Origin of the sequence: Aeromicrobium flavum (assembly GCF_007992115.1) — a bacterium.
GTDB lineage: Bacteria > Actinomycetota > Actinomycetes > Propionibacteriales > Nocardioidaceae > Aeromicrobium > Aeromicrobium flavum.
The window spans coordinates 165,867-187,298 of sequence record NZ_BJZQ01000005.1; the positions used below are offsets into that span (position 1 = coordinate 165,867).

Annotated in this window: 24 protein-coding genes and 1 tRNA gene; 13 read left to right on the forward strand and 12 right to left on the reverse strand. The window is 70.5% G+C overall.

Annotated elements, in window-relative coordinates; genetic code table 11:
* Window positions 1-30: 30 nt before the first annotated feature.
* Together AFL01nite_RS07530 and AFL01nite_RS07535 are read left to right on the forward strand one after the other, a co-directional pair.
* Window positions 31-984, forward strand: a complete 954-nt coding sequence (locus tag AFL01nite_RS07530; protein WP_146827010.1) for an aldo/keto reductase — start codon at window positions 31-33, stop codon at window positions 982-984.
* A complete protein-coding gene (locus AFL01nite_RS07535; protein WP_146827012.1) occupies window positions 981-1,166 on the forward strand; it encodes a DUF5703 family protein in 186 nt (61 codons plus the stop codon). Before AFL01nite_RS07530 ends, AFL01nite_RS07535 begins: the two co-directional genes overlap by 4 nt.
* A gap of 7 nt (window positions 1,167-1,173) precedes the next feature.
* Here AFL01nite_RS07535 and AFL01nite_RS07540 read toward each other — a convergent pair whose 3' ends face one another.
* From AFL01nite_RS07540 to AFL01nite_RS07550, 3 genes are read right to left on the reverse strand one after another with little or no spacing between them, the layout of a single operon-like run.
* Window positions 1,174-2,196, reverse strand: a complete 1,023-nt coding sequence (locus AFL01nite_RS07540; RefSeq protein ID WP_146827014.1) for a YihY/virulence factor BrkB family protein — start codon at window positions 2,194-2,196, stop codon at window positions 1,174-1,176.
* Window positions 2,196-2,459: a DUF3618 domain-containing protein gene (locus tag AFL01nite_RS07545; RefSeq protein ID WP_146827016.1), complete on the reverse strand. Its 264-nt coding sequence runs from the start codon at window positions 2,457-2,459 to the stop codon at window positions 2,196-2,198. The genes AFL01nite_RS07540 and AFL01nite_RS07545 overlap by 1 nt, the downstream gene beginning before the upstream one ends.
* 12 nt (window positions 2,460-2,471) lie before the next feature.
* On the reverse strand, window positions 2,472-2,882 hold the full coding sequence (locus tag AFL01nite_RS07550) for a phage holin family protein (RefSeq protein ID WP_146827018.1): 411 nt from the start codon (window positions 2,880-2,882) through the stop codon (window positions 2,472-2,474).
* Window positions 2,883-2,888: 6 nt separating this feature from the next.
* Between AFL01nite_RS07550 and AFL01nite_RS07555 the strand changes: the two genes are divergently transcribed.
* Window positions 2,889-3,239 carry a hypothetical protein gene (locus AFL01nite_RS07555; protein ID WP_146827020.1) on the forward strand — a complete coding sequence of 117 codons (351 nt, stop codon included), beginning with the start codon at window positions 2,889-2,891 and terminating at the stop codon, window positions 3,237-3,239.
* 157 nt (window positions 3,240-3,396) lie between these two features.
* On the opposite strand, the gene AFL01nite_RS07560 is transcribed toward AFL01nite_RS07555, so the two are convergent.
* Both AFL01nite_RS07560 and AFL01nite_RS07565 read right to left on the reverse strand, forming a co-directional pair.
* Window positions 3,397-4,686, reverse strand: a complete 1,290-nt coding sequence (locus AFL01nite_RS07560; protein ID WP_146827021.1) for a M20/M25/M40 family metallo-hydrolase — start codon at window positions 4,684-4,686, stop codon at window positions 3,397-3,399.
* Window positions 4,687-4,699: 13 nt separating this feature from the next.
* Complete coding sequence (locus AFL01nite_RS07565) at window positions 4,700-5,089, reverse strand: SRPBCC family protein (protein WP_146827023.1); 390 nt, start codon at window positions 5,087-5,089, stop codon at window positions 4,700-4,702.
* 23 nt (window positions 5,090-5,112) lie between these two features.
* On the opposite strand from AFL01nite_RS07565, the gene AFL01nite_RS07570 reads away from it, so the two are divergent.
* From AFL01nite_RS07570 to AFL01nite_RS07590, 5 genes are read left to right on the forward strand one after another with little or no spacing between them, the layout of a single operon-like run.
* The gene (locus AFL01nite_RS07570; protein ID WP_146827025.1) at window positions 5,113-5,997 is read left to right on the forward strand and encodes an AAA family ATPase; all 885 of its coding nucleotides are present in this window, start codon (window positions 5,113-5,115) and stop codon (window positions 5,995-5,997) included.
* Window positions 5,994-7,388 (forward strand): VWA domain-containing protein, encoded by a 1,395-nt coding sequence (locus AFL01nite_RS07575; RefSeq protein ID WP_146827027.1) that lies wholly within the window; start codon window positions 5,994-5,996, stop codon window positions 7,386-7,388. The genes AFL01nite_RS07570 and AFL01nite_RS07575 overlap by 4 nt, the downstream gene beginning before the upstream one ends.
* Window positions 7,389-7,401: 13 nt before the next feature.
* Window positions 7,402-7,863: a hypothetical protein gene (locus AFL01nite_RS07580; RefSeq protein WP_146827029.1), complete on the forward strand. Its 462-nt coding sequence runs from the start codon at window positions 7,402-7,404 to the stop codon at window positions 7,861-7,863.
* Between the two features lie 17 nt (window positions 7,864-7,880).
* Complete coding sequence (locus tag AFL01nite_RS07585; RefSeq protein ID WP_146827031.1) at window positions 7,881-8,384, forward strand: macro domain-containing protein; 504 nt, start codon at window positions 7,881-7,883, stop codon at window positions 8,382-8,384.
* Between the two features lie 21 nt (window positions 8,385-8,405).
* Window positions 8,406-8,924 carry a metallophosphoesterase family protein gene (locus AFL01nite_RS07590; RefSeq protein ID WP_146827033.1) on the forward strand — a complete coding sequence of 173 codons (519 nt, stop codon included), beginning with the start codon at window positions 8,406-8,408 and terminating at the stop codon, window positions 8,922-8,924.
* 11 nt (window positions 8,925-8,935) lie between these two features.
* Here the strand turns inward: AFL01nite_RS07590 and AFL01nite_RS07595 are convergent, their stop codons facing one another.
* Window positions 8,936-9,877 (reverse strand): NADP-dependent oxidoreductase, encoded by a 942-nt coding sequence (locus AFL01nite_RS07595; RefSeq protein ID WP_146827035.1) that lies wholly within the window; start codon window positions 9,875-9,877, stop codon window positions 8,936-8,938.
* A gap of 118 nt (window positions 9,878-9,995) precedes the next feature.
* Between AFL01nite_RS07595 and AFL01nite_RS07600 the strand changes: the two genes are divergently transcribed.
* The 5 genes from AFL01nite_RS07600 to AFL01nite_RS07620 all read left to right on the forward strand — a co-directional run bounded on the left by AFL01nite_RS07600 (window position 9,996) and on the right by AFL01nite_RS07620 (window position 13,654).
* Window positions 9,996-10,556, forward strand: coding sequence for a nucleotidyltransferase family protein (locus AFL01nite_RS07600; protein WP_222593435.1), 561 nt, complete (start codon window positions 9,996-9,998; stop codon window positions 10,554-10,556).
* Window positions 10,557-10,612: 56 nt separating this feature from the next.
* Window positions 10,613-11,857, forward strand: a complete 1,245-nt coding sequence (locus AFL01nite_RS07605) for an HNH endonuclease signature motif containing protein (RefSeq protein ID WP_146827039.1) — start codon at window positions 10,613-10,615, stop codon at window positions 11,855-11,857.
* A gap of 303 nt (window positions 11,858-12,160) precedes the next feature.
* Complete coding sequence (locus AFL01nite_RS15700) at window positions 12,161-12,757, forward strand: C40 family peptidase (RefSeq protein ID WP_146827040.1); 597 nt, start codon at window positions 12,161-12,163, stop codon at window positions 12,755-12,757.
* A 100-nt stretch (window positions 12,758-12,857) separates the two neighbouring features.
* On the forward strand, window positions 12,858-13,283 hold the full coding sequence (locus AFL01nite_RS07615) for a hypothetical protein (protein ID WP_146827042.1): 426 nt from the start codon (window positions 12,858-12,860) through the stop codon (window positions 13,281-13,283).
* A 77-nt stretch (window positions 13,284-13,360) separates the two neighbouring features.
* A complete protein-coding gene (locus AFL01nite_RS07620) occupies window positions 13,361-13,654 on the forward strand; it encodes a hypothetical protein (protein ID WP_222593436.1) in 294 nt (97 codons plus the stop codon).
* Between the two features lie 55 nt (window positions 13,655-13,709).
* Here AFL01nite_RS07620 and AFL01nite_RS07625 read toward each other — a convergent pair whose 3' ends face one another.
* The 6 genes from AFL01nite_RS07625 to AFL01nite_RS07650 all read right to left on the reverse strand — a co-directional run bounded on the left by AFL01nite_RS07625 (window position 13,710) and on the right by AFL01nite_RS07650 (window position 21,376).
* Window positions 13,710-14,558, reverse strand: a complete 849-nt coding sequence (locus AFL01nite_RS07625; RefSeq protein ID WP_146827044.1) for a hypothetical protein — start codon at window positions 14,556-14,558, stop codon at window positions 13,710-13,712.
* Between the two features lie 162 nt (window positions 14,559-14,720).
* Complete coding sequence (locus AFL01nite_RS07630; RefSeq protein WP_307724456.1) at window positions 14,721-16,757, reverse strand: DEAD/DEAH box helicase; 2,037 nt, start codon at window positions 16,755-16,757, stop codon at window positions 14,721-14,723.
* Window positions 16,758-17,207: 450 nt separating this feature from the next.
* Window positions 17,208-17,741: a hypothetical protein gene (locus tag AFL01nite_RS07635; protein WP_146827049.1), complete on the reverse strand. Its 534-nt coding sequence runs from the start codon at window positions 17,739-17,741 to the stop codon at window positions 17,208-17,210.
* Between the two features lie 108 nt (window positions 17,742-17,849).
* Window positions 17,850-19,574 (reverse strand): Ig-like domain-containing domain, encoded by a 1,725-nt coding sequence (locus AFL01nite_RS07640; RefSeq protein ID WP_186813862.1) that lies wholly within the window; start codon window positions 19,572-19,574, stop codon window positions 17,850-17,852.
* 391 nt (window positions 19,575-19,965) lie between these two features.
* A tRNA-Leu gene (locus AFL01nite_RS07645) sits at window positions 19,966-20,051 on the reverse strand.
* 62 nt (window positions 20,052-20,113) lie between these two features.
* Complete coding sequence (locus AFL01nite_RS07650) at window positions 20,114-21,376, reverse strand: DUF445 domain-containing protein (protein WP_146827053.1); 1,263 nt, start codon at window positions 21,374-21,376, stop codon at window positions 20,114-20,116.
* Between the last annotated feature and the right edge of the window lie 56 nt (window positions 21,377-21,432).

The window sequence follows — 21,432 nt, forward strand, 5'->3', positions numbered from 1 at the left end:
AAGCTCTGGGCCACCGACTAGCCTCGTCGCATGCACGCGCGTCGACTCGGGGGTTCGGGACTCCAGGTGTCGCGGCTCGCGCTCGGGACCATGTCCTGGGGCGCCGCCGTCGACGAGTACGTCGCCGACGAGCAGCTGCGGGTCTTCCTCGACGCCGGGGGCACCCTCATCGACACCGCGCCGATCTACGGGGACGGCGTCTGCGAGCAGGTCCTCGGCTCGCTGCTGGGCAAGCACGGCGTCCGCGACCGCATCGTGCTCGCGGGCAAGGCCGGCGTCGTGCGCCGCGACGGGCACGCCGTGATCGACGGCTCGCTGCGCTCCCTGCTGGCCCAGCTCGACCAGTCGCTGGCCGATCTCGGCACCGACCACCTCGACCTGTGGCAGATCCACCGTTGGGACGACGAGGTGCCGGTCGAGGAGACCATGGCCGCGCTCGACCAGGCGGTGCGGTCGGGCCGCGTCCGGTACGCGGGCATCAGCAACTTCACCGGATGGCAGACCGTCGCGGCCCAGCACGCCTACGCCCGCGTCGGCAACGGCGTCCCGCTCGTCAGCACCCAGATCGAGTACTCGCTGCTGCGACGCGAGCCGGAGGCCGAGACCATTCCTGCGGCCGCGCACGCGGGACTGGGGATCCTGGCCTGGTCGCCGCTCGGCCGCGGCGTGCTCACGGGCAAGTACCGGCTCGGCGTGCCGGCCGACTCGCGCGCCGCCGATGCGCGCTGGGAGTCGTTCGTCGCTCCGCACCTCACGCCGGCCAAGACCCGCGTGGTCGATGCGCTGGGGGCCGCGTCCGAGGGCCTCGGCGTGCCGATGTCGCACGTCGCCCTGGCGTGGTTGCGCGACCAGCCGCGCGTCGCGTCGGCGATCGTCGGGGCCCGCACCACCGCTCAATTGCAGGAGTCGCTCGGATCGGAGACACTCGATCTTCCCAGCGAGATCCACGCCGCCCTCAGCGATGTGTCCGAAGGAGCCCGATGATCGACTACGAGTTCTGGAACGTCTCCATCTCGCGGACCAAGTCGGTGAACGCGGTCTGCCAGTGGCTGACCCAGGCGGCCGAGTTCCAGGGTTGGGAACTCGACCGCCTGCGCAAGGACACCTCGGGTCAGCGCACGGTGCGCCTGCGTCGCAAGATCATCCGCATGCGCGCCACCGTCTGAACCCGACTCACTCGTCGGGCTTGCCCCGCGACCGACGCAGCTCGCGTCCGCGGGCGATGTCCTTCTCGGCCTTCTTGCGGTCCTTGTCGATCTTCGACGAGTCGCGCGGAGGCAGCTGGATCTCCTCCTCGGCCGGCAGGCCGGCCTGCAGCTCCCGGCCACGCTCCAGCTCGGCATCGAGCTCACCGCCGAACAGCAGGGCCAGGTTGGTGATCCACAGCCACAACAGGAAGACGATGACGCCCGCGAGGGAGCCGTACGTCTTGTTGTAGTTGGAGAAGTTCGCCACGTAGAAGCCGAACAGCAGCGACGCCACGACCCAGGCCAGGATCGCCACGACCGCGCCGATGCTGATCCAGCGGAAGCGGGGCTGCTTCACGTTCGGCGTCACGTAGTACAGCAGCGCGACGATCAGGATCACGACGAGCAGCATCACCGGCCACTTCGCGATGTTCCAGACCGTGACCGCTGTGTCGCCGAGACCCACGGCGTCGCCCACGGCCTGCGCCGCGGGACCGGTGAGCACGAGGGCCAGGGCCACGAGCGCGGCCAGGACGACCGTGACGAGCGTCAGCAGCAGCATGATCGGCCGCAGCTTCCAGATCGGCCTGCCCTCGCCGATCTCGTAGATGCGGTTCATGCCCCGGCTGAACGCGTTCACGTAGGCCGAGGCCGACCAGAGGGCCGCCGCGAGACCGATGATGAGCCCGAACCCAGAACTCTGGCTCTGGCTGAGCTCCTTCAGCGTCGGCTCGATGGTGTCCGCGGCACTCGACGCACCGAGGTCACGCAGGATCTGCAGGAGCGTGTCGACGGTCTTGGCGCTGTCGCCGACGAGGCCCACGAGGGACAGCATGGCCAGGGCGGCGGGGAACAGGGCCAGGATCGAGTAGTAGGTCAGCGCCGCCGCGAGGTCCGTGCACTGGTCCTCGGAGAACTCGCGTGCCGTCTTGCGCAGCACGTAGAACCACGAGGGCTTCGTGAGGTCCTTCGGGGTGTCCGGCCCGCGATCCTTGCCCGGCTCGGCCATCAGCGCCCCCGTCGCAGGGACTTCAGCACCAGGTACGCCAGGAACAGCGCGGTGATGCCACCGGCGAGCGACAGGACCTCGGGCCGGGGCTTGCCGTCCGGGTCCGTGACCGACTCCCGGGCCGAGTCCTTGAAGCCGCTCGCGGACTCCTTGACCCGGCTCTTCACGTCGAACTTCGCGGCGAGCTCGTCGACGGTGTCGGCGAGCTCCTCCCGGGTCCGCTCGACCTCGTCGCGCAGGGCGTGGATGTTCTCGTCACTCATGACACTCCTAGGTCAGTGGTCTCGGGCATGGCGGACGGCGTCGACGTCGGCCTTGACGCTCTCGACGGTGCCCTTGGGCACCGGGGGGCCGGCGTCCTGGACGCGGTTCTTGCCGAGCAGCGCGGCGACGCCGGCGATCACGAGGATCACCACGCCGACGATCAGCGCGGCCAGCCAGGCGTCCATCACCAGGGCGAGGGCCAAGATGATGGCCGTGATGATCACGCCGAGGCCGTAGAGGGCCAGCAGGCCGCCGACGCCGATGAACCCGGCGCCGACGCCTGCCTTCTTGGCCTTCCCGGACACCTCCGCCTGGGCCAGGCGCATCTCGTCGCGGACGAGCGTCTTCAGCTCGTTCGTGAGCTTCGAGATCAGCTCGCCCGTGGAGGCCGAGGACTCACGGCCGGCTTCGAACTGGCTCATCTCCCGGTGGCTCCGCTGCCCGAGCCGGTCGAGCCGGTGCCCGAACCCGTCGAACCGGTGCTCGAACCCGTCGATCCGGTGCTGCTGGACCCGGTGGAACCGGTGCTCGAACCCGTGGAGCCCGGGCTCGTGTCGGTCGATCCGGTGCGCGAACCGGTCGAGCCGGTGCTGCTCGATCCGCTGCTCCCGAAGCCCGACGAGCTGCTGCCCGAACCTCCCGAGCTCGAGCTGCCCGAGCTGCTGGAGCCGCCGGCTCCCGGCACCTTCTCCTGGGCGACGTGCTGGGCCTTCTGGGCCGCGTCCTGGACGCGAGGATCCTTCCAGAGGCTCTGGGCCTTGTCGACGATCTGGTCATAGCGCTCGCGGCCCGAACGGGTCCCGAGGACGTATCCGGCGCCGACTCCTACGAGGAACTTCAGCTTTCCGACCATGGTGGTCTCCCCCATCTCATCGCAACCGTCCGGATGACGGTCTGTGCTCTGGGGGTACCCGAACTTCGCCGGGGTATGCGCGCTCAGGCCAAGTCGAGGAACTCGTCGAACACGCGCGTGCCGAACCGGAGGGCGTCGATCGGCACCCGCTCGTCGACGCCGTGGAACAGCGCCGTGAAGTCCAGGTCGGCCGGCAGGCGCAGCGGGACGAACCCGTAGGAGGTCATCCCGAGCTTGTGCCACGCCTTGGCGTCGGTGCCCGCGGACATGAGGAACGGCGCGACGTGGGCCTCGGGATCGTGCTTGAGCAGCGAGACCGTCATGGCGTCGACGAGGTCGCCCTCGAACGCGTACTCCAGCGGGATGTCGAGGTGATACGGCTCGACCGTGACCGTGTCGCCCGCGATCTGCTGGACGCGCTCGACGAAGCCGTCGTGGTGCCCGGGCAGCGGCCGCCCGTCGACGTAAGCGACCGCCTCGCCGGGGACGACGTTGTGCTTGTAGCCGCCCTGGATCATCGTGGCGTTGGTCGAGTTGCGCAGGCCGGAGCCGATCATGCGGGCCGCCGGGCCGAAGTGCTCGAAGAGCTCGTCGGGCGTGCCGTCGGTGCCGGTCAGCTCGCGCACCTTGGCCAGCAGGAGCTGCATCGACGGACCCGGCTCGGCCGCCCACTCGTGCTCGCCGAGGTTCACCAGCGCGCGCGCCAGGTGGGTGACCGCGTTGTCGGGGTTGCGCATCGAGCCGTGCCCTGCCGTGCCGGCGGCCTTGAGCCGGAGCCAGGCGATGCCCTTCTCCCCGGACTCGATCAGGTAGAGCCGCTGTCCCGCGACCTGGGTGGAGAAGCCGCCGACCTCGCCGATCGCCTCGGTGCACCCCTCGAACCACTCGGGGTGGTGCTCGACCAGCCAGTGGGCGCCGAGCTGTCCGCCGGCCTCCTCGTCGGCGGTGAAGACCAGCAGGATGGGGCGGTCGGGGATCCGGCCGGACCGCTGGCGCTCGCGCACCACGGCGAGCATGATCGCGTCGAAGTCCTTCATGTCGACGGCGCCGCGGCCCACGACGTAGTCGTCGACGATCTCGGCGGCGAACGGGTCGACCGACCAGTCGGCGGCCTGCGCCGGGACGACGTCGAGGTGGCCGTGCACCACGAGACCGGGACGCGTCGAGTCCTGGTTGCCCCAGCGAGCCACGACGCTGGCGCGGCCGCGCTCGGACTCGAGGATGGTCGACTCGACCCCCACCTCGGCCAGCTGGGCGGCCACGTACTCGGCGGCGGCGCGCTCGCCCGGACCGGACGAGTCGCCGAAGTTGGAGGTGTCGATCCGGATCAGGTCACGGCAGAGGTCGACGACCTCGGTCTCGGCGGCGGACATGGCCCCACCCTAGTCACGCCAGCAGAGCGCGCAGCACCCTCGAGACCATCAGCCCCAGCAGCCGCCCGACCACCGGGTCGAACAGCGCAGGGACGCCGACGACGGACACGTCCTCGTCCCACGTGACGACGCTGCCGCCGCCCTCGGGCGCGACCGTGATGGTGGCACTCCCCCGCACGACCCGGCCGCGCTTGTGCAGCTCGACCCGGTGCGGCGGATCCCAGCGCGTGATCTCCATCGGGTCGTCGAATCCCAGCGGTCCGACCGCCGTGCGCGCCGTGAAACCGACCGGCGTCACGGTCACCTCCGTGAGCGGCACCCGGTGCCGCTTCCAGTCGGTGACGCGGGCGAACGCGTCGGGTGCCGAGTGGTGTGATGTGTACCTCACGCGCGTTCTGGCCATCTCCACAGCGTAGAGTTGAATCCATGTTCAACAAGGGCACCATGCCGTTCACCTCGGTCGAGGACGTCAAGGCCAAGCTCGCCACGGCCGGCTACCTCGCCTCGGACGCCGTCGCGACCACCGTCTACCTGGCCAGCGAGCTGGGCAAGCCGCTGCTCGTCGAGGGCCCCGCCGGCGTCGGCAAGACCGAGCTCTCGCGCGCCATCGCGCAGTCCTGTGGTGCCGAGCTGGTCCGCCTCCAGTGCTACGAGGGCGTCGACGAGTCGCGCGCCATCTACGAGTGGAACCACGCCAAGCAGCTGCTGCGCATCTCGGCCGGCCACGACGAGGGCTGGAGCGAGGCGAAGTCCGACATCTTCTCCGAGGAGTTCCTGCTCCCCCGCCCCCTGCTGTCGGCGATCCGCAACGACGGCCCGACCGTCCTGCTCATCGACGAGACCGACAAGGCCGACGTCGAGATCGAGGGCCTGCTGCTCGAGGTGCTCGGCGACTTCCAGATCACGATCCCCGAGCTGGGCACGGTCACGGCCACCCAGCGCCCGTTCGTGGTGCTCACGTCGAACGCCACCCGCGAGCTCTCGGAGGCGCTGCGGCGCCGCTGCCTCTTCCTGCACATCGAGTTCCCCGCCGCCGAGCTCGAGCGCGACATCGTCGCCATGAAGGTCCCCGACCTCGACGACGCCCTGGCCGACTCGGTCGTCCGCGTCGTCAACGCCCTGCGCGCCATGCCGCTGCGCAAGGCGCCGTCGGTGTCCGAGACGCTCGACTGGGCCCGCACCCTGGTGGCGCTGGGTGCCGACACCCTGACCTCCGAGGTCGTCTCCGGGAGCCTGGGCGTCGTGCTCAAGCACAACGACGACATCGACAAGGCCCGCACGAAGCTGGACCTGGACGCCGTCCTGTCATGAGCACCCAGGTCGCGACCCGGCTGGTCGAGTTCGTCGAGGCGCTGCGCACGAAGGGGGTCAACGCCGGCCCCAGCGAGACGATCGACGCCGCGGACGTGATGCGGGTCCTCGGCCTCGAAGACCGCGACCTGCTTCGCGAGGGCCTCGCGGCAGCGCTGGTCCGGCGTGGCGGCCAGCGGGACGTCTTCGACCAGACCTTCGACCTGTTCTTCCCCGTCGGCGTCGGTCGTCCCGAGGCCGCTCGCGACGTGGACGAGGACATGGACGTCCAGCAGATCCGCGAGCTGCTGCTCGCGGCGCTCCTCGACCGCGACCCGCGCACCTTAGCCCAGATCGCCGAGATCGCCGTCGACGTCCTCGGTGAGGTCGGACGTCCCGACACCGAGACCGCCGGCTGGTCGGCCTACCAGACGATCGACCGCCTCCAGCCCCAGACGCTGATCGCCGCCGCCATGGCGATGCGGCCCGGCGGCGGATCCGGCCAGGGCGGTCAGGGGCTCGGCACGCAGTTCACCGACCGGCTGGCCCGCGACGAGGTCCGTCAGGGCATCGAGGCGTTCCGCGAGATGGTCCAGGCCGAGGCGCGTCGGCGCTCCGCCGAGCTGCGCGGCCGCGAGCTCGTGGCACGGCATGCCGTGCGGTCCTCGCGCGAGCACGTCGACTTCCTCAGCGCCAACCGTCAGCAACTCGAGGAGCTGCGGCGTTCGGTGAAGCCGCTGGCACGTGTCCTGGCCACGCGGCTCTCCGCGCGCAGGCGCCGTCGTCGCCGCGGCAAGATCGACATGCGCCGTACCCTGCGCAAGGCGATGGGCACCGGTGGCGTGCCGATGCGGCCCGTGTTCGAGAAGCCGCGTCCGAGCCGACCCGAGCTCGTCCTGCTGTGCGACGTCTCGGGCTCCGTGGCCGGGTTCTCGAACTTCACGATGCTCCTCACCCAGGCGCTCAGTGCCCAGTTCAGCAAGGTGCGGGTCTTCGCCTTCGTCAACGCGATGGCCGAGGTCACCGAGATCGTGAAGGACGGTGCCGTGTCCGGCGGCGGCGACATCGAGACGCGCATCCGCGAGGAGGCCCGGATCACGAAGTGGCACACCAGCAGCGACTACGGCGAGGCGCTGCTGGACTTCCGCGAGTTCTTCCTCGACTCGGTCGGCCCGCGGACGGCGGTGCTGATCCTCGGCGACGCCCGCAACAACAACCAGAACCCCCGCTACGACGCGCTCCACGAGATCGCCATGCGCTCGCGCCGCACCTACTGGCTCAACCCCGAGCACCACACCCGCTGGGGACTGGGCGACTCCGAGGCGCTCGGCTACGCCGAGGTCGTGCCGATGTACGAGTGCGCGAATGTCGATCAGCTGACGCACTTCGTGACACGATTGCTCCCTGTCTGACCGAAGGAGCGCCATGCGCACGCTGATCCGTCTGGCCGTGCTGCCGATCCTGGCGCTCGCGCTCACCGCCTGCGGCGACCCTGACGACAACGGCGGCGCCAGTGCGGGTCCGATGTCGGAGGCCACTTTCGAGCCGTCCCGGGGCCTGCCCGAGGGAGTCGAGAAGACCCTCGACAGTCCCGCCGGTGTCGTCGTCGGCACGGACGGGCAGATTCACGTCGTGACCTACGGCAGCAGCTCGAACCCGGCGGTCGTCCGCCAGGTCCGCGCGGAGGGCCAGACCGTGACGGTGCAGGTCAGCGCCGTCGAAGGCCGTGCCGCCACGATGGACTACGTCCCCACGACCTCGACCTTCATCCTGCCCGACAGCGTGGACCCGAAGCAGCCGATCACGTTTGAGCTGAGCGACTTCGGCCCCGTGGAGATCGCCGCTGCCGAGCCCGGTGCCGAGGCCTGGGTCGAGCGGCCGGAGTAGCGCCTAGGATCACCGGCATGACCCGCGTGACCGCGATCCACGCCGACATTACGACGCTCGACGTGGACGCGATCGTCAATGCCGCCAACAGCGCCATGCGCGGTGGGGGCGGCGTAGACGGGGCCATCCACCGGGCGGGCGGGCCCGCCGTCCTGGCCGACTGCGTCGCGCGCTTCCCCGACGGGCTCGCCACGGGTGACGCGGGCTGGACCACCGCGGGCGACCTCCCGGCACGCTGGATCATCCACACGGTGGGCCCGAACCGGCACGCCGGCCAGACCGACCGGGCCCTGCTCGTCTCGTGCTACCGCCGGTCGCTCGAGGTGGCCGCCGAGATCGGTGCCCGGGACGTCGCCTTCCCGCTGGTCGGCGCCGGCATCTACGGCTGGTCGAAGGAGGACTCGATCGCGGCCGCCCTCGAGGCGGTGGACTCCTCGTCCACTGCGGTCGAGCACGTCCTGCTGGTCGGCTACGACGCGTCGACGACCCGCCAGATCGAGGTGGCGCTCGCGGACCGCTGAGCGGGACGGTTGACTGGTCCCATGTCGACCCGGCTGCTGCTCATCGCCGACACCCACCTGCCCAAGCGGGCGAAGGAGCTGCCCGCCCAGGTGTGGGACGCGGTCGACGCCGCCGACGTGGTGATCCACGCGGGCGACTGGGTCGACGTCCCGTTGCTGGACGACCTCGAGGCCCGGTCCCGACGGCTGGTCGCCGTCTACGGCAACAACGACCACGGTGAGCTGCGCGAACGGCTCCCCGAGGTGGCGCGCGCCGAGATCGACGGGATCCGCTTCGGCGTCGTCCACGAGACCGGCGCGTCGAAGGGACGCGAGGAGCGGTGTGGCGCCCTGTACCCCGACCTCGACGTCCTCGTCTTCGGGCACAGCCACATCCCCTGGGACACGACGACGGGCACCGGCCTGCGCCTGCTCAACCCCGGCTCCCCCACCGACCGGCGCCGCCAGCCCTCCTGCACCTACATGACGGCCGTGGCGGATGCGGGCACGCTCCGCGACGTGGAGCTGCACCGACTGCCGCTGCGCACCGCCGCCCGGTGACGGCCTCCGGCTCAGAACTCCAGGACCAGGCGGCCCCTGACGCCGCCGGCCTCGAGCCGCCGGTGCGCCTCGGCCGCTTGCGCGGCGGGCAGCCTGTCCGCCACCCGCAGGGTGAGCACCCCGGTCTCGGCCTGCCGGCGGAGCGTGTCGAGCCTCTCCTGTTCCTGCGCGTACGCCGTGATCCAGACCTGCTCGTTCCGGATCCCGCGCGGCGGCTCACCGCGGAAGCAACGCACGGCAGCGAAGGCTCCCCCGTCCCGGATCGCGGGGAAGAGCGCGGCGTCCTGGACGGAGCCGTCGACCATCGCGTGAACGCCGTCCGGGACCTCCTGGAGCATCAGCTCGGCGACTCCGTCCCCGCGAGGGACGACGATGTCGGCGCCGAGCTTGCGCACCAAGGGCTCGTCCGCCTCGGACGCGTCGGCCACGACGACCAGCCCGTCGGCCTTGGCCAGCTCGATCACGTAGCCACCGAGCGCGCCGGCGGCACCGGTCACGCCCAGCACCTGGCCGGGCTCGAGACCCACGAGGTCCAGCGCGAGGCGCGCGGTGAGCCCGTTCATCGGCAGGGTCGACGCCTCGGCATGGCTGGTGCCGGCGGGTGCCGCCGCGACGGACCCCACCGGCAGAGCGACCAGCTCGGAGTACGCGCCGTGGCGACCGTGCGGGATGACGACGCCCATCACGCGATCGCCGACGGCCAGATCGGTGCGGACGTCCGGTCCGATGGCCTCGAGCACGCCCGCGACGTCCATGCCCGGGACGTACGGCGGCTGCGACTGCTTCGCCTGGGCTCGCGCGCGGTCGCCGTTGCGGACGTAGGTGTCGGTCGGGTTGACCGCCGCCGCGTGCACCCGCACCAGGACCTCACCCGGTCCGGGCACCGGATCGGGCAGCTCCACGACCTCGAGGACGTCGGGTCCGCCGTACTGGTTCGCTCCGATGGCACGCATGTCGCCACCCTCGCACGGTGAGCCGAACGCGCACCTCGGGCGGCTAGGCTCGACGCCGAGATCGCGAGGGGGTCGCATGTCCGTGCCGCCAGGGCTCCGCCCCGATGAGACACGCGCCGTGCATGCGGTCCTGGCCGACCCGGTCTGTCGGACCGTGCTGGAGCGGATGCCGCGCCTCGGGCTCGCGGAGTGGTGGCTCACCGCCGGTGCCGTCTTCCAGAACATCTGGAACGCGCAGGAGGGCAGGCCCGCCGGATTCGGGATCAAGGACTACGACGTCTTCTACTTCGATGCGGCCGACCTCGGGTGGGACGCCGAGGACGAGGTCATCCGGGCCGTGGCGGACCTCTTCTCCGACGTGGACGCGCACGTCGAGATCCGCAACGAGGCCCGGGTGCACCTCTGGTACGAGGAGAGATTCGGCGTTCCGGCCGATCCGTTCACCAGTGCCACCGATGCGATCGACGCCTTCGCCAGCACCACCTGCTGCGTCGGCATGACGACGGCGCCCGACGGGAGAATCAGCGTCCACGCACCATACGGGCTCCAGGACGTCTTCGACCGTGTCATGCGCCCGAATCCAAGGCTGGCGCCGCGCGAGGTCTACGAGGCTAAGGTCGCGCAGTACCGCGAGCGGTGGCCCTCCGTCACGGCCGAGCCGTGGCCGGACGACATCTGACGCCGGCGACTGGCTGGGCTGACGTTTCTGTCGGTGGCGCCCACTGGGTTGGGTGCATGGGTTGGAGTCAGGCGGCGGTCACGGGCGACGCGGTGCGTCGCGCCCGGGCGATGGCCGAGTTCGAGGAGTGGGACTTCGTGGTGTCCCAGCACGTCCGCCGGGTGGCCGAGATCGACCGCACCGATGACATCGTGCTGTCCAAGGAGCTCGCCCGGCGTGAGGTGACGCTGGAGCTGGCGCAGGCCCTGCGGGTCACCGAGCACCAGGTCTGGTCGATGGTCCGTGAGGCCCAGATCGTGCGGGAACGGACGCCGGCGGTGTGGGAGGCGTTCCGCGCCGGCGACCTCGACGCGGTCCGGGTCACCGCGATCGCCGACAGCGCCGCCCGACTCCAGACCCGCGACTCCTGGCAGAAGCTCGAGCACTCCGCGCCGGAGTACGCCGCGACCCACACCATCGCCGAGCTGCGGGCCTGGCTGCGGCGACTGCGGGCCCGGCTCGAGCCCGAAGGCGCCGACGCCGAGACCGCCCGCGCCCTCGCCGACCGACGCGTGAACGTCACCCACAACGACGACGGCACCTCCTGGCTCAACGCCCTGCTCCCCACCGGGGTCGCGATCGCCGTGGCCGAGCGGCTCCGCAAGGCCGCCAAGGCCCTCCCCTCGGTCGACCCCGAGACCGGCGAGACCGACACCCGCACCCGCGAACAGAAGCAGGCCGACCTGCTCGGGCACTGGCTCACCTCCTGCACCGGCACCGAGACCGACATCCGGGCCGAGATCGCGATCAGCATCGCCGCCACCGACCTCATCGGCCTCACGAACGGCCCCGGCATCACCCGCGACGGCGAACCCGTCACCTCCGCCTGGGTCCGCGAGCTCGCCGGCTCCGAACACACCCTCTTCCGCAGACTCGTCCTCGACCCCCGCGGCGACATCCTCGACACCACCGTCCTGAACTACCGGCCCACCGAAGCGTTGAGGAAGGCGCTCCGATGGCGAGACGGCACCTGCCGCGTCGCCGGCTGCCGAGCCCCCGTCCACGACACCGACCTCGACCACGCCAAGCCCTACGACACAGGCGGCGAGACCACCGCCTCCAACCTGCGGTGCCTGTGCCGCAAACACCACAACATGAAGTCCCACGACCACCTCGACGACCGTCACCTCGACACCCCGATGCGGATCATCGAGCGGTACCTCCCCTGCCCACCCACCGTGGGATTTCTCGACCTCCTCGACCCGAAACGACCCGTCCGAGGGCCTCAACTCCGTGAGATACCTCACCCGGCTTCCGTGTAACGACCCGCGCTTTTCCTTCGAATCGCAGTACGGGTCGGGGTCGACACGCCGAGCGGCGAAAGACGTCCGTTTCGTGGTCTTTCGGCTGCGCCACGTACGTTTTTTGACGGCCCACCCGCGGGCCGGTCCGTGAGCACGCTGAACCCGTCGAGGCTCACGGGACACTCGAAGCACTTCATCGACGGGCCGGGGAAACCAGCATTGCGTCGCGTCATCGCGACTTGGGGCTCACCACCACGCGTGGGGCATACCTTCATTGCCAGTCCGACAGGTCTCTCCTCGTAGGCGTCGAAGGAGATCCCCATGCGACACGTCGCAACCATGCTTGCTGCCTCCGTGGCAGCGTCCGTCCTGTCCCTCGCTGCTCCCGCCCAAGCGGCGCCCAGCACCGTCACCACCGGTGTGGCCACCACCAGCGTCGCCACCACCAACGCGGCGCCGACCGCCGCCCAGCTGCGCAAGCAGCGCATCATCAAGAAGAAGGCCGCGATCAAGAAGAAGCGCGCCATCGTCGCCAAGAAGAAGGCGATCAAGAAGAAGCGCGCCATCAAGCGCGGCAAGAAGATCATGCGCGTCGCCTCGAAGTACCGCGGCACGCCGTACCGCTGGGGCGGCACCAGCCCGTCCGGCTTCGACTGCTCCGGCTACGTCAAGTACGTCGCGAAGAAGTCCGTGAAGAAGAACATGCCCCGCATCGCCGGCGCCCAGATGAGCAAGGGCAAGAAGATCGCCAAGAGCAAGAAGCGCAAGGGCGACCTGATCGGCTTCTACAACGGCTCCGGCGTCTACCACATCGGCATCTACGCCGGTGGCGGCAAGATCTGGCACTCGCCGCGCCCGGGCAAGTCGGTCGAGAAGGTCAAGATCTGGACCAGCGGCTACAAGGTGCGCCGGATCTGATCCACGCACCCCTGTTCCACGGGCGAGTCACCTCACGGGTGACTCGCCCGTGGCGTACCCGGACCTCGCCGCGGCCCCGCACCACGGCAGACTCGTCTTCATGACGAGCGCCCGCGACAGCGGTGTCATCGAGGCACCCTTCCCCTCGCAGACCTCCGACCTCGTGGCCGCGGGTCTCGGCGTGGTCGTGACCGCCGCGTTCGTCCTGTGGCTGATCTGGTGCGGCGTCAGGGACCTCCGTGCCGGCGAACGGTCCGGGCGGTACGTCCTCGCCTTCGCCCTGTTCTCGTTCCTCCTCCTGGGCAGCCTCATCGACAAGGACCTCGTCGAGCCCGCCCAGGTCGACCAGCTGGAGGAGGGGCTGGCGAAGGAGCGGATCGAGCTGTTCGGCGACGACCACCCCGACCACGACGGGGGCCGGTACCCCGGCACCCACCGCGGACGTCCCGCGCTGGTGACGATCGAGCGCGACGGCAGCACCTACCGCTGGTCGGTCGAGTACGGTCTCGCGGATCGGACCGAGTAGGGCAGCGCGCGGATGGGTACCGATCAGTCCCCAGCCGCGACGCACGGGGCGCCGCGACGTGACCCGGAGGAGATCCCATGGCTGCGACGAGGAAGAGCCAGGGCGGCCGAGACGGCGTGCGCATGACCGACGACAGCCTGCGCGTACGCCAGCTCACGCACTACCAGTTCAGCTGGACGGCGGGCGAAGGCGGAGAGAACGGCATCTGGACCCTCCAGCTCGTGCTCGACGAGGGCGCGTGGGAAGAGGTCCTCACGGTGAGCGCCGAGGATGCCGACAACCTGCAGGACGTCCTCACGAACACCAGCAAGGTGTTCTACGACATCGACCGTCGCGTGTTGATGTTCGGCGTCACCAAGGCGGGCGACTGACGCCAGTGCTCCTGGTCTTCACACGGGGCGAGCCATCCGCGAGGGTGGCTCGCCCTCATTCTTCGAACAACCAGGAGACATCGAGCGATACGGCCAAGGGCACCGTCGTCCAGAACTCCACGTCCTCATCCGAGGGCTGGTGGCTTCCGACGAACGCGATCATCACGTCCAGGCCGCCTGCGGTTCGCTCGACCGGCCGCAGTCCGCGCACGCATGACGCCTGGCCCGGCTCGCGGGCGCAGACACGCACCGTCGGCAGCTGCGCCCGATCGCTCCACGGCACGAAGGTCGACGAGCGCACGACGACGTCGCCGGAGCCGTCGCGCTCGTGGCGGTCGAATCCCTCCCACTGGTAGTCGCGAGGAATCTCGGCCGGCAGCACGGGCGGGATCCCGGGTGCGGCATCAAGGTCCGCCTGCGCCGAAACTCGCGTGTGGATGACGACGGGCGAGGCGACCGGGTCCGGCTCCTGCGTTTCCGCCAACCACGAGCTGACGACGACGAACGCTCCCACCATGAGCGCGCTCTCGGCGACGAGACGCCACGCGCTCCGCCGCTTCGGTGCGGAAGGCCGCCGCAGCCCGAGCCCGAGGCGGAGCCAGCTCAGGTGGATGGTGGTCCCGATCGCGAACGTGATCCCGCTGACCACGCTCGCGGCATCGCCGTCGGCGATCATCAGGGTGCAGGCGCCGTAGATCCCCATGGGCACCGCGTGCAGCTTGGCCAGGACGCGGTTCCCGGACGAGGTCGCGCGGTCGTCGTCCACGAACACGGTCACCAGGGTGCCTGCGATCGAGGCCACCGCGACGACCGAGCAGATGATCACCGGCAGGAAGATGAGGTCATCGAACATGACCACGTCACGCTCTGCTCGACGGATCTTGAACCCGATCACCGTGCCCACGGCCACGAACAGAGTCGTCCCGACGAAGACCGCCGTCGAGACGACCGCGGCCCGCTTGTCACCCTGCACTGCGACTCCGCATCTCCCACGGGTTCCATTGGCCCCATCAGAGCGAGAACCTACGCGAGAACGCCCGTCCTCTCAGCCGAATGGGGACTGCCGTCAGGAGCGGGTGCCGGACAGCGCGTCGGTCAGCAGGGCCACGAGCGTCTCGAGCTGCAGGTCCGCGGAGTCGACGACCTCCTCGTCGGAGCCGTCGAGCGCGCGGGCGGCGAGACCGGCCTTGCTGTCGATGAGCTCGACGATCTTGGTGTCGATCGTCTGCGAGGCGATGATCCGCCACGCGGTCACGGGCTCCTCCTGGCCGATGCGGTGGACCCGGTCGATCGCCTGGGTCTGCTCCGCGTCGGTCCAGGACAGCTCAGCGAGCACCATGTCGGACGCGACCTGCAGGTTGACGCCCACGCCGGCGGCCGACAGGGAGCAGACGATGACGGACACGTCAGGATCGTTCACGAAGGCGTCGATGCTCTTCTGGCGTGCCGAGGGCGTCTGGTTGCCGCGGATCGACGAGTACCGGATGCCGCGCTGCTCGAAGGTCTTCTCGGCCACGTCCATGACGTCGACGTGCTTGGCGAAGAAGACGACCTTGCCGACGCTGTGCGCCAGCTGGGCCGTGTAGTCGGCCGCGAGGCCCGCCTTCGCCTGGCCGATGCGCCGCATCATGGCGAAGACGTTCTCCTCGGTCTTCGAGGAGTCCTCCCGCTCCCCCAGGGCGATCCGGCGGACGAGGTCGTGGTCGATGCCGTCGGTCGTCGATCCGACCGCGCGGGACTCGAGCGCTCGCTCGTACCGGGCGACCAGGCGGCCCACGAGCTCGCGCTCGGCCGCACGGATCGAACGTCCGGCCTCGTCGTCGAGCTCGACGCGGAGGTCGGCGACACGTCGGGCCGGGATGTCGGAAGCGACGTCGACCTTGCGACGGCGCACGATGCCCATGTCGATGACGCGGCGGCGGGCGGAGGAGAAGAAGCCGGGGTCGATCGGCGTCAGACCGGTGTCCTCGAGCGCATGGAGCAGCTCGGGACGGGGCTTCTTCTCGTCGATCCAGCCGAGGTACTGCCAGATGGCGCGGAAGTCGTCGATGTCGTTGATCAGCGGGGTGCCGGTCAGCGCCATCAGGAGGGGGCGGGCGGTCCGGGTGCGGATGCGCTCCGACAGCTGCAGCACGTGCTGCGAGCGCTGGGACGACTTGTTCTTGATGAAGTGCGCCTCGTCGAGGACCATGCCGCGGAAGCCGAGGTCGCCGAGCCAGCCGACGTGCCGGTCGAGCACCTCGTAGTTGACGATCACGATGTCGGCGAAGCCGTCGATCGTGTCGCCGTCGCCCTGGATGACGGTGGCCTTGTGCTTCGGGGTCCACATCTGCGCCTCGCGCGCCCAGTTCGACTTGACGACGTTCGGCACCACCACGAGCAGGGGGTAGGCATCGGCGGCCTGCGCCGCGAGCAGGGCCTGCGCCGTCTTGCCCAGTCCGGGCTCGTCGGCCAGCAGGAAGGTGCGGTGTCCTTCCGCCGCGGCGGCGACCAGCTCGGCCTGGTGGCGCATGAGCGCGAGCCCGTCGGGCACGGGCACCGGCGCCGGTTCGGGCAGGTCCATGCAGGCGACGGCGCCGCTGGAGGCCCGCTCGAACGACGAGAGCAGCGGCCCGATCAGCTCCCAGCTGCCGAGCCGGCGGGGCGGCGGCGTGCGCTCCTCGACGGCCTGGAACTGGGGTGCGAGGAACGGGTTGGCGAGCTGACGCGAGATGACAGTCTGCGGCACCACCTGACGGCTGACGGGGGCGGGGGCCGGGGCCTCCTCGACCGGCGGCTCCGGCTCGTCGGGAAGCTCGACGCCGGCGGCCCGCAGCATGTCCCGCTTGAGGTCCTTCGCCGCGTCGGACACCTCGGCATCCTCCGAGAGCAGCGAGAGCAACGAGGTGTCGAGCGCCGCGGTCTTCGCCAGGATCGTGCCGATGCCGTCGAGCCGATTGAGCTGCTCGGTGCGCTGGGACTCGCTCAGGTCGGTCGCCGTCCTGACCCGCGTGCGCTCCTCGCGTGCCAGCAGGGCCACGGTCTGGAACTTGGCCCGGATCGAGGCACTTCCGCGGCCGCGCTGGACGCCGGCCTCCACCTCACGCACGGCGCGCGCGAGCACCGGGATGATGCCCCCGCTCTCGGGCGCACGTCCACTGCGCTGACTGCGCGTCCGAGCTCCGGTGGAACCCGACTGAGACCGGCCTCGTCTGGCCAAATTTCTCTCCTATGACTTACGTGTGGCCCGCCATGACGGCAGCACACCCCGAGCACTCGGGCACGACCGGCACTCGCGTGTTTCGCGGCCGATTCAACCGAGCGGGCGGCCCACCTGAGTGATCGCGGATCCGGTGTGACCGGATCAGAGGCCCCATTCCAGCGCATCCGGCTGGGAGCGCGTGGGAGACGTCGCCCTGACCTCACCAGTTTAGCCCGCCGAGGCCGTGCGGTCCCGCGCAGGACCCGAGTCGTTCACGGGAAAGAACAAAACCCCCTCACCGGCGAGAGTGAGAGGGTCTTGAGTGACCGACTCTACAGCGCGGGCCTGGTGGCCTCCAGCTCGGCTCCTGATTCAGCGATTGGTCTCGCGGATCGCGAACCAGAGGGCGATGTGCTCGGGCCGGACGCCCGCCGCGACGCACGGCGCGCCGAAGGAGATGCCCGGAAGCGTGTAGTGCCAGGCGAAGCCGTTCCACGGCGCCGCCAGCACGTTCGTCCTCACCAAGGTGCCTGCATCGCATTTCAGGCTCGTCATTCCGGGGAACGACCGGTCCGCCAACCGCATCCCCGGCAGCACGAAGCCCGGGTCTCCGGCGATCTCCTTGCGAGCCCAGCGCACGAACAGACCGAACGGGCTCGTCGGATCGCGCCGGACAGTGGCGACGCGACGGCCATTGAGCCAGACGGGCACGCCGTCTCGGAACGGCGTGGCGATCGGGGATCGCTGGCGCTCCTCGAGCGGTCGACGATCGGTGAGGTCCAGCACGATGGTGGCGTGACCGACCGTCGCCTCGACCGTGTTGTACCTGGACACCACCGACACGGGCCCCCACTGCTTGCGCGAGAAACCGGTCCAGTCGTAGCGAACCTTGCCGGGCTCGGGCATACCCACCGTCTCGTTGTGCACGGGCCCGATCATGCCGTCCCGGCCATGGCAGCGGCTCGCTGCCGTCGCCGGGCATCGGCCTCGCGCCGACACCGACCGCGACCTGGCTCAGAACCCCAGCGTCCGCAGCAGGCCCACCTCCCTGATCGGCGTCTCCCAGACGGACCCCGGCCCGTCGGGGTCGATCGTGCGGCCGGTCGCGAGGAACTCGGCGGTCTGGCCGAGGCCTTGGGCGCGAGCCGTGGCGAAGACCGGGGCGAGGCCCGGGAAGCCGTGCGGATTCGCGGCCGAGGCGGCGGTGAGGTCATTGCGGTAGAGCGAGGTGCGTCCGGCCAGGTGTCCGGCCCGCAGGAGCGTGAACGACGTCGGGTTCGCGACGGTCCGGTCGCCGCGGGCGACCTGGTAGAGCGCATCGCGGTGCCGTACGAGCGGCGCGAACGTCTCCGGGCTGCCCGCGCGCTGGAGCCAGGTCGAGTGCGCGAGGAACGCCTGGATCGCGAGGGCGCCGGCAGCCGGCTCGGTCACGGGGTCCTCGCCGGGCAGCGGGAGCGACTCGGTGAACCCGACCGTGCCACCGTTGAGCAGGCCCTCGGCCTGCAGGTTGAGGGCGGCCAGCGGTCGGAAGTCCGGTGACAGTCGCGCGATCTCGCTGATCGGTCCGCCCGGCACGGTGAGCACGGCCTGGTCGAACGACGGATCCGCCGCAACGGTCATCGTGCCGTAGATGCCGCCGAAGCTGATGCCGTAATAGTCGATCGACCGCGACGAGAGGCCCAGGCTTCGATCCGCGGCGACCGCCCGGAGCAGGCTCATGTTGTCCAGCGACGCCTGCCGCAGGGTGTCGCGGAAGCCGACGGTCGCGGCGGCCGTGCCCACCCGCGGGCTCGCGCCGTCGGTCGATCCGATCCCCGGGAAGCCGTCGACGTCACGCCCGCGGCCGTACGCGGGGACCTTGCGCACGCCCGAGGAGTCGGTGATCAGCCACTGGCTGCCCGGGCCGAACCCGTGACCGGGGACGGTGGTCGCGATCGTCGCGATCCCGCGGCGGGCGTTGTACTCAGCCTCCGCCAGCATGTTGCTGAGGTTGCCGGTAAAACCGTGTCCGAACACTGCGACCGGCCAGCCGCCGCGCGGCGCCCGGCCCGCGGGAGTCGTGAGCACGAAGGGCAAACGCGCCGTACCCACGGCGCGGGGTCCACGGTCGCGGGTCGGCGTCTGCGCGATCGTGCCGTCCTCGCGGAGCCAGGAGGGGGCCTCGAACGAGCCGATGACGATGCGACCGGTCAGGCCGGTCGTCGGAACCGGGACCGGGTTCAAGGCGGCGGCGCCGGTGTCCTGCAAGTACTCCAGCGTGGCGGTGGTCGCGTCGACGGTGGCCTCCACCCGCAGCTCGGCAGGTCGGGTCCGGTGGACCCGACGAGCGAGGTCGAGCAGCCCGTCGGTCGCCGACATGGTCGTGAAGGTCTCCTCCGCGTTCCTCCCCGCGCCGCGCACCGTCAGTCGGTAGGTCGTGCCCGGGTCGAGCTGGCGGGTGGGGTGGGCGTACACGGTGCGCGTGGCGGCGTCGTAGACCACGCGCTCGACGCCGATCGAGGGTCCGTGGCCGCGGCCGCGGCGGATCGTGATCGCGCGGGCCGCCGCCGTCGGATCCACGGGCCGGTCGAAGGTGACGGCGACGCGCGGATCGAGGTCGAAGCCGTCCAGTTCGTCGAGCCGCGTGATCATGCCGCACGACGACACCGTGGCGCAGCCGTCCGCGGGCAGCGCGATCCTCAGGCCCGTCTTCTGCCCGCGGTCGCGCACGGTCAGGTCGTTGCTCGGGAAGATCGACACCGCCCGGGCCCCGGAATGCCCGTGTCCCGATGTCGCCTCGGACGGGGAGGTTCCCACCAGCGCCACCGCCAAGACCCCCGTCGCCGCCGCAATGGCCCACCTGCTCGACCTGTGTGCCTGTGCCATCTCGTACCCCCGAATGAATGTGATCTGGTTCACACCGATCCTTGGGCGCGGGGCCGGGCGCGTCAAGGCGCCCGCGCCGTGGTGGACAAGAACGCCCCGGCCGCGACAGATGGTCACCATGGGCACGTCGTGCGCGGCCCATCCCCCACCGGTAGGCGAATACGCTGGAACTCCAAAGAACAGGGTGATCCCGTGGCGTTTCGTCTCTGAGACAACAAATGGCGCTGACCGCGTTTCCGCTGGTCAGAGCCATCTGCTTCTTCTGTGTCCGAGGGGGGACTTGAACCCCCATGCCCCTTACAGGGCACTAGCACCTCAAGCTAGCGCGTCTACCAATTCCGCCACCCGGACAGGTGCGTTTTGCTGCAGCACTGAACTCTAGCAAACACCTCGCGGAGGGCTACGCACGGGGCTCAGAGCAGTTGCGCGATGGCGTGGATGACGAGTCCGGCCAGGCCGCCGACGACGGTGCCGTTGATGCGGATGAACTGCAGGTCGCGACCGACGTGCAGCTCGATCCGGTCGGCCGTCTCCTTGCCGTCCCAGCGCTCGACCGTCGCCGAGATGACCGTCGCGATCTCGCCGCCGTAGTGCTCGACCACATAGGCCGCGGCGTCACCGGCCCAGCCGTCGACCTTCGCCGCGAGCACCGCGTCCGACTGCAGCCGCTCCCCCAGGTGCTCGATCTCCTCGACGATCCGCCGGCGCAGCACCCCGTCACGGTCGTCCAGCGCCTCCAGCAGCCCCCGGCGGAACGAGTCCCACAGCCGCACCGCGGTCGTCGACGCCTTCGGCTGGGTCAGCAGGCGCTGCTTGAGCCGCTCGGCGCGGTCCATCGTCTCGGGATCGTGCTGCAGGTCGTGGGCCAGCTCGACGAGCCAGTGGTCCAGCGCGACGCGCGCGTCGTGGCGCGGGTCGTCGCGGATGTCCTCCACCCACGTCAGCACCTCGCGGAAGAGGCGATCGGCGACCAGTGCGTTGGCCCACTTGGGCGCCCATTCCGGAGCGCGCTGGATGATCAGGTCGGTGATCCGATCCGGGTGGCGCGCCAGCCAGCCGTGAAGCTCATCCAGCCCGAGGTCGACCAGGCCCGTGTGCGCGCCCTCGTCGAGGATCTCGGTCAGCAGCTGACCCACGGCGGGGCTCAGCGGCTCCTGCATCATGCGCGGCACGATCAGCTCGGTGATGACCGCCTGCACGTCCTCCTCCTTGACCCGGTGCAGCAGGTCGGAGGTGACCCGGGCTCCCTCGTCGACGATGCGGTGGACCCGGCCGGGCGACGCGATCCAGTGCCCCACCCGCTCCGCGGGCCCGGCGGCGGCGATCCGGTCGCGGATGACGTCCTCGCGCAGGAAGTTCTCGGCGACGAAGTCCTGCAGGCTGGCCGCCAGCTGGTCCTTCTTCTTCGGGATCAGCGCGGTGTGCGGGATCGGGAGGCCCATCGGGTGCCGGAAGAGCGCGGTCACCGCGAACCAGTCGGCGATCGCGCCGACCATCGCCGCCTCGGCCGCGGCGTTGACGTAGCCCCACCCGCCGTCGAGTCCGTGCGTCGCGGCGAAGACGATCGCGGCCACCACGAGCAGGGACGTCGCCAGGGTCCGCATCCGGCGCAGTCCCGCCCGCCGCGCCTCGTCGTCTCCCGACACGGGCAGGACCGGGCTCATCGCTTCCGTCATGGCGTAACCCTAGGCAGAGGACGCTTCCGCGTTACGCTCGAAATGCCGGTCCGCCC